Source organism: Zoogloea dura (genome assembly GCF_012927165.1).
Lineage (GTDB): Bacteria > Pseudomonadota > Gammaproteobacteria > Burkholderiales > Rhodocyclaceae > Zoogloea > Zoogloea dura.
In genome coordinates, this window is sequence record NZ_JABBGA010000058.1 from 1 (window position 1) to 5,496 (window position 5,496).

The 5,496-nt window shown below is 55.7% G+C and carries 5 protein-coding genes; 1 reads left to right on the forward strand and 4 read right to left on the reverse strand.

What is annotated here, in order from left to right; genetic code table 11:
* Positions 1 to 289: IS30 family transposase (locus HHL15_RS25805; protein ID WP_169148647.1), on the forward strand; the 289-nt coding region annotated here is incomplete at its 5' end.
* A 155-nt stretch (positions 290 to 444) separates the two neighbouring features.
* On the opposite strand, the gene HHL15_RS25810 is transcribed toward HHL15_RS25805, so the two are convergent.
* The 4 genes from HHL15_RS25810 to HHL15_RS25825 form a co-directional block, all read right to left on the reverse strand.
* Entirely contained in the window at positions 445 to 1,395 is a 951-nt protein-coding gene (locus tag HHL15_RS25810) for a restriction endonuclease (RefSeq protein ID WP_235943678.1), read from the reverse strand.
* A gap of 313 nt (positions 1,396 to 1,708) precedes the next feature.
* Complete coding sequence (locus HHL15_RS25815; RefSeq protein WP_169148648.1) at positions 1,709 to 2,605, reverse strand: HNH endonuclease; 897 nt, start codon at positions 2,603 to 2,605, stop codon at positions 1,709 to 1,711.
* Positions 2,589 to 4,172, reverse strand: a complete 1,584-nt coding sequence (locus HHL15_RS25820) for an AAA family ATPase (RefSeq protein WP_169148649.1) — start codon at positions 4,170 to 4,172, stop codon at positions 2,589 to 2,591. Before HHL15_RS25820 ends, HHL15_RS25815 begins: the two co-directional genes overlap by 17 nt.
* 1,110 nt (positions 4,173 to 5,282) lie before the next feature.
* Positions 5,283 to 5,496: ATP-binding protein (locus tag HHL15_RS25825; RefSeq protein WP_169147169.1), on the reverse strand; the 214-nt coding region annotated here is incomplete at its 5' end.

Sequence of the window (5,496 nt, forward strand, 5' to 3'; positions counted from 1 at the left end):
CAGGGAGATGGCCCGCCACGAGATTCTCGCCAAGCGCGTCAAGATCGACGTCTATTTCGCCGATCCGCACAGCCCCTGGCAGCGGCCGACCAACGAGAATACCAACGGCTTGATCCGCGAGTATCTTCCCAAAGGGCTGGATTTGGCGCCGATCTCCCAAGGCTACCTCAACGCCATTGCCCGACAATTAAACAACCGCCCGCGCAAATGCCTCGACTTTGAAACACCAGCGGAGGTCTTTGCGAGGGAAATCATGAACTTTCAACCCAGTGTTGCACTTCAGACTTGAAACCGCCGAGGCCAAAACCTATGAAGCTAATCCGGCATGTTCGTGACATCGTCGCAATCCTTCCTTGATAAAGGGCCCAGCAGGGTGATGCAAAATTGCCGGCCGCCTGCTCACGGTATCGCGGCCACATACCTTGAGCTACCAACAATCCGAAATCAGCGCGCCATCCCTGATGCCGCCGCCTCCACGTTGCGCCGCATCCCCAGCACCTGACGGCACCTGGGGTAGTGATGACAGCCCCAGAAGTCGGGACGCCCGCCCTTGCCCTGCACCGCCCGCATCTTGATGCCGCAGCTCGGACAGGTGGGCGTGGCATAGTCGCCCGCCGTGGCGAAGGCGAGCAGATCCTGCCGCTCCCCCTCGGGCAGACGCTCGATCATCATCAACAGCATGGCGCCGTCGATGAGCGTGATCCGGTTGGCCTGGGCAATCGCCTTGGCCTCGTCGGTGTAGCCCCCGCTGGTCATGAAGAAAGCCTTGCCGATCTTCTCGTGGGTCATCACCCCGAGCAACTCGCGCACCGGCTTGACCCCCACCAGACGCTCACCCCAGGCCTTGCACTGGACGATGGACGTAGGCCCACCGGACTCGTCCTGGAACAGACGGATATCGATGCCCCCATCCGGCCCCAGCGGAGTCGTCTCGCTGCGGATGCCTTTTTTCTCGTAGAACTGCTGGCACACATCCTCAAAACGCTTCCACTCCAGCGCCCGGATCAAGGCCAGACTCCACGCCGCCGGCCTGTCCACAGAAGCCGCCGGCTCCGCCTCAACCGACTGCGAACTCCGCTCGGCAGGCTCGACCCGCCCCAGCCCGTCCCGTACCGGCGCTCCCACCACCGGCTCAATGGGACGCGCCCGCTTCTCCTTCTTGGCAGTGGTCTTGATGAACACCAGAAAGCCGATCAGGAAGAATGCCCCCGCAAACCAAACCGCCACGCCCGACAAAGCCAGGGACAATGGCCCGAGGAACATGTTGCCCGCCGATATCGACGGCAACAGCCACTTCAGTGCGGCATAGACGACGACACCCGTTACGACGCTGGCCTGCCAGGGGGCGTCGAGGAGGAGGTCGATCAGGGAGGGGTTGTGTTTTCGGCGGGGCATGTGGGGGGACGGTTATCGTGGCGGCAATTGTTGTGGCTACGAGATGCGGAAGAGAGTGGATGAGTCTGAATTGCCGTTCATTGGGGTAACTGCCCTAGGACGATTGATAGCGGGGAGCGCTCGTCCGGAGCACGGAGTCACCGGTGGCTTCTCGGCCTTTGCAGCCATACATATCTCGCCAGAAGAGCGGCAGGTGTTATGCGGAAAGCAGTCCTTCAGACCAACGCCGCGGTGAAGGTCTGCTTTCCTGGCTGGCGAACATAAACTCCTGACAGAGTTGGTTCGCCCAAAGCAGATGCCACTAAGTAGAGGCTTAGGCTACCCCCTCTAATGCCGGAGCTGCTCCATTTGCAACCAGCCAGACTGTTAGAGCCTGGTACATACCCTTCTGCCAATGGTTGGCGAAGGGCGCTGCATCGACTCCGGACTCTAGGTTGGTCGAGATGATCAGTTGGGCGCTTAACCCAACATTTTGCATCGCTTTAATTTGCCTCAATACAGTCCCCAGCATTTCAGCTGCCTTCGTTGCATATCTTAGAGCCAAGCCGAAATCGTGAAAGTGCTTCCGAGCTCGACTTTTATCAACTTCCGGCCATAGCGCAGGTGGTTCGGCGCGGTAGCTGAAAGTCCCAGGTTTCCCACTCGGATCCTCATGGTAGGCCGCGAAAATCCACTGTTCCTGAAAGAACCGCTCCTTATCAAGGTACGGCTGAATGATCTGGTCCTCAGCAGTGATTGCGAAGTCGTGCCCCTTTCCGTCCATATTGCAATCGCGACAGGCTGGAACAAGATTCTTAGGTAACACCGAGAACTGGGGAAAATGGGCCTTAGGAAGAAAATGATCTAGATTTCGAGGTGTCCCTATTCCGCCACAGAATGGACACCGTCCCTTCGCCGCGTTGAGCAATGCATTGTAGATCTTCCGTGCTGGCTTCTCTGAGGGGACGAAATAGTCGTCATAAACCTTAACGAGATCGGACTTGGTAAGCTGACCGACGACAATGGGATCTGGATTCTTTGCCGCATCAACAGGTGCAATGGTGTGCAATTCGCCAGTTGAACCCGCCGACAAGTAGTCGACCTCCTTTGCGAGGAGAACTTGTTTCGCTATTTGAACCTTGCCCAATAATGGGACATAGCCCGCCATGCCAGCCATGCAAGAATCTAGGGCATCCTCGAAAGTGAACTGAGGCTCAGTCAACTTCAACATGATTGCACCTGTCGCGCGCGACGATGAGAGTCCTAAGAATCGTTCTTCCTTCAAATCCCAGCTGACCGTTGTAATCGCCGAGAATCTCTTCGTATGATTGTCCGCTCTTTACAGATTCCCGGAGCAAAGCATGAAAGCCTGAGCGTTCAACCTCAAGGCTGAAGACTTCGCTAGTCAGCAGTCCGACATTCTCACCAAACGTTTCCATTGTCGGCCGATCACTACTGATGCTTTCGCCAACACGATTAATCTTCCAGATGCAAGACATCGGAATTTCTTGTAGAACTACCGGGGAATGAGTTGCGATTATGGCCACCCCGTTCCGGTCGTGAAGAAGATCGGCGAGCGCTCGTACGAACGCCGATAACAGCGGTGGGTGCAAATGGCTTTCGGGCTCATCCAGTAATACGAGCGTCTTTTCCTCCACCTTTGCGACTAGTAGAGTGACGGTTAGAAGCACGACAGCATGTCCTGAACTCATCCCATCTAGAAGCGACTGGACCTCAAGTCGATATCGTTCGCGAAATTCAGCTGAGTCAGTCTGCTCAGAAGAGTAAGCCTTCCGCAATTCGCTATACGAGAGTTCAAACCGCTCGAGGTTCATCAAGCCGAAGTTTTCATCCGATCCAAGTTTTGCTAGAGCTTGGAACCAACGTTCCTTTTTGTCTGGCCTGTGGAAACATGCAATCAATGCCTTAAGGCACTCAGCCTGTAATTCCCGCATGGTTCGATGGCGTTCGGCGTCTTGCGGGTCTTTAAGGCCGATGTAGAAGTAGCAGGTTCCCTTTGCTGGGTCTGGTTGCTCTTTAGGTGGAGTGAAAGGATCGAAAGCGCTAAATGAGACCGAAACCAAGCTGCTAAAGTAGTCACTATCAATTTCTTTCTCTCGCCATCCACCTGTTTCGAAGAACTGTCCAAAACCCTGTGTGCCAGTAATGGCGCCGATCATGCTGTTCAACAGAGTTGTCTTGCCCGCGCCGTTTCTGCCAATGACAGCATGGACGTTGGTGTTTGGCCGTGAGTCTACTTTCACATTGAACGCAAGATTCATGCTTCCAAAACCTTCAGAGGCTGGCCTTTCAAATCTGAAGCGGAAATCGGTAAGTTCTGCCTTTCCTCTTAGGACTCTTGCGAACTGGCCTTTCACTGTGGAAAGACTGATCCCGCGCAGCAGAGAAACACTGAAAACGTTTTCGTTCCGGAGTTCGTCGATGCGTTCCGGAGCAATGACGACGTCCCGCAACGCCGACAATATTTTATTAGCTAGACCATCGGGCAAGTTGGCAATCTTCCGGTAGAAGTCAACGCTCTGACCTAGCGAGAAAAAGTCTTCGTTCAAACTTTCGAATCTTTCCGACAGTTTCTCGTGCGTTGGAACGTCGGTCGTCTGCCCCTTAAACCCTATTTTGATCTCCCCCACGTCGTGCCGAATACCATCAAAGTCATATAGAGACATGTGGAACATTGTGACAAACAAATAATCGTTCCAGTGATCTATCCTCAGGTACACCGTATTGAAGCCACTGTCCTGCACCCGCGCACTTCTGGACAAGATTTGGAATTCCATGATTGGGCTTCCCTCCATTGCTCGATGCCCCCACTTGGGAAAGTTGTTATGTTGTGGGGATTAGATCACGAGCTTATCAGATGCTAGTTCACGTGGTTAAGAAGTCCTCGATTGATTCGAAATACTTCGCCGGCTTCGGTTAGCGCATGTGATCCGTCCCGCCTCTTTTCGGCAGATCGCACTCCCGTCTCATCAATGCAAAGGTGGCTCTGTGGTTCGACGCACGGCACAATGCCGTGATTAATCGACTTTTTCTACATCGTCGTTGAACGACCGCTCCGCTTTGGCTCGGAAGTTCTCGTTCACTGGATCGTGAAGCTGCTGTTCAACACCGATGCCGAGCGGCAGTTGTCCGGCGCGAAGGGGTCATTTGTGACGAGGCAGCCCAATGACCCCTTCGGCCGACAACCTGCCACACCCCATACCTCCACTCCTCACCCCGCTCATCCCATTCCCTTACGCCCAGAATCTCACCTTTCCCCAGCCCCACGCAGTGACCCAGTTCACTCACATTCTCGATTCCCGCCCTTATCCCCCCAACCGCCCGGGCGGCTGAAGCCGCCCCTTGTAATATTTTCCATGCAAGCGGAAGGCCCCGAAGTTGTTCTTCGGAGCTCAGGTTGGCATAGTCGGAGGGCACTCTGACTGAGTGGTGGGATGCAGTGCAGCCCCTCGAGCTCCTGCTGTAGATCCTGCAGCCGTCACTCACCCTCACACACAGATCGAACAGTATCTTTGGCCCGGCTTGCCGGCAGTCCGCATTCACAATGTTGATCGAAAGAGGACCATGCCCCCGTTTCATATCGGTATTGATGCGGCCACAGCCAAGCCAAGCTCGGTTGCGACCTGCGCCTAGCCAACGGCAAATTCCTCCACAAGGTCATAGAGAACAGTTCCGCCGGCTTTCACGCCATGGACAGCTGGCTTGCCAAGGAAAGCGCCCAGCCCGGCCGAGCAGGCCTTGCGCGCCCTGGTGCGGCGCCTGGAGGCGCTGCAGACCACGCACACGCAGGAGTCCAACCGGCTTGTCACTGACCGGCACAATAGAGCCACCGATGATCGGCATATAGGAGCCAGTTTGAATAGGCTCTGACGAACGTCTTCGGGGGTTCAAGGTTGGTTGTTTTTCGGGGTGCTGGCAAGTGCTGTTTTGGCCTTGTTTGGACCCTGTCGAGGGGCCCGGTAGGAGGCCCCGTCAAGGGTCAGGCAATAGGCGTTGTGGCGCAGCCGATCGACGGTGGCCGAAGCGAGCAGCCGGTTGCCCGGGAAGGCCTGGTCCCACTCGGTGAAGTCGAGGTTGCTGGTGACGATGGTGGCGGCCTGC

Excerpts from the sequence above, each read along its gene's own strand:
- HHL15_RS25810 (WP_235943678.1), bottom strand. The coding sequence starts at position 1,395 with ATGCCCCGCCGAAAACACAACCCCTCCCTGATCGACCTCCTCCTCGAC.
- HHL15_RS25820 (WP_169148649.1), bottom strand. The coding sequence starts at position 4,172 with ATGGAATTCCAAATCTTGTCCAGAAGTGCGCGGGTGCAGGACAGTGGC.
- HHL15_RS25815 (WP_169148648.1), bottom strand. The coding sequence starts at position 2,605 with ATGTTGAAGTTGACTGAGCCTCAGTTCACTTTCGAGGATGCCCTAGAT.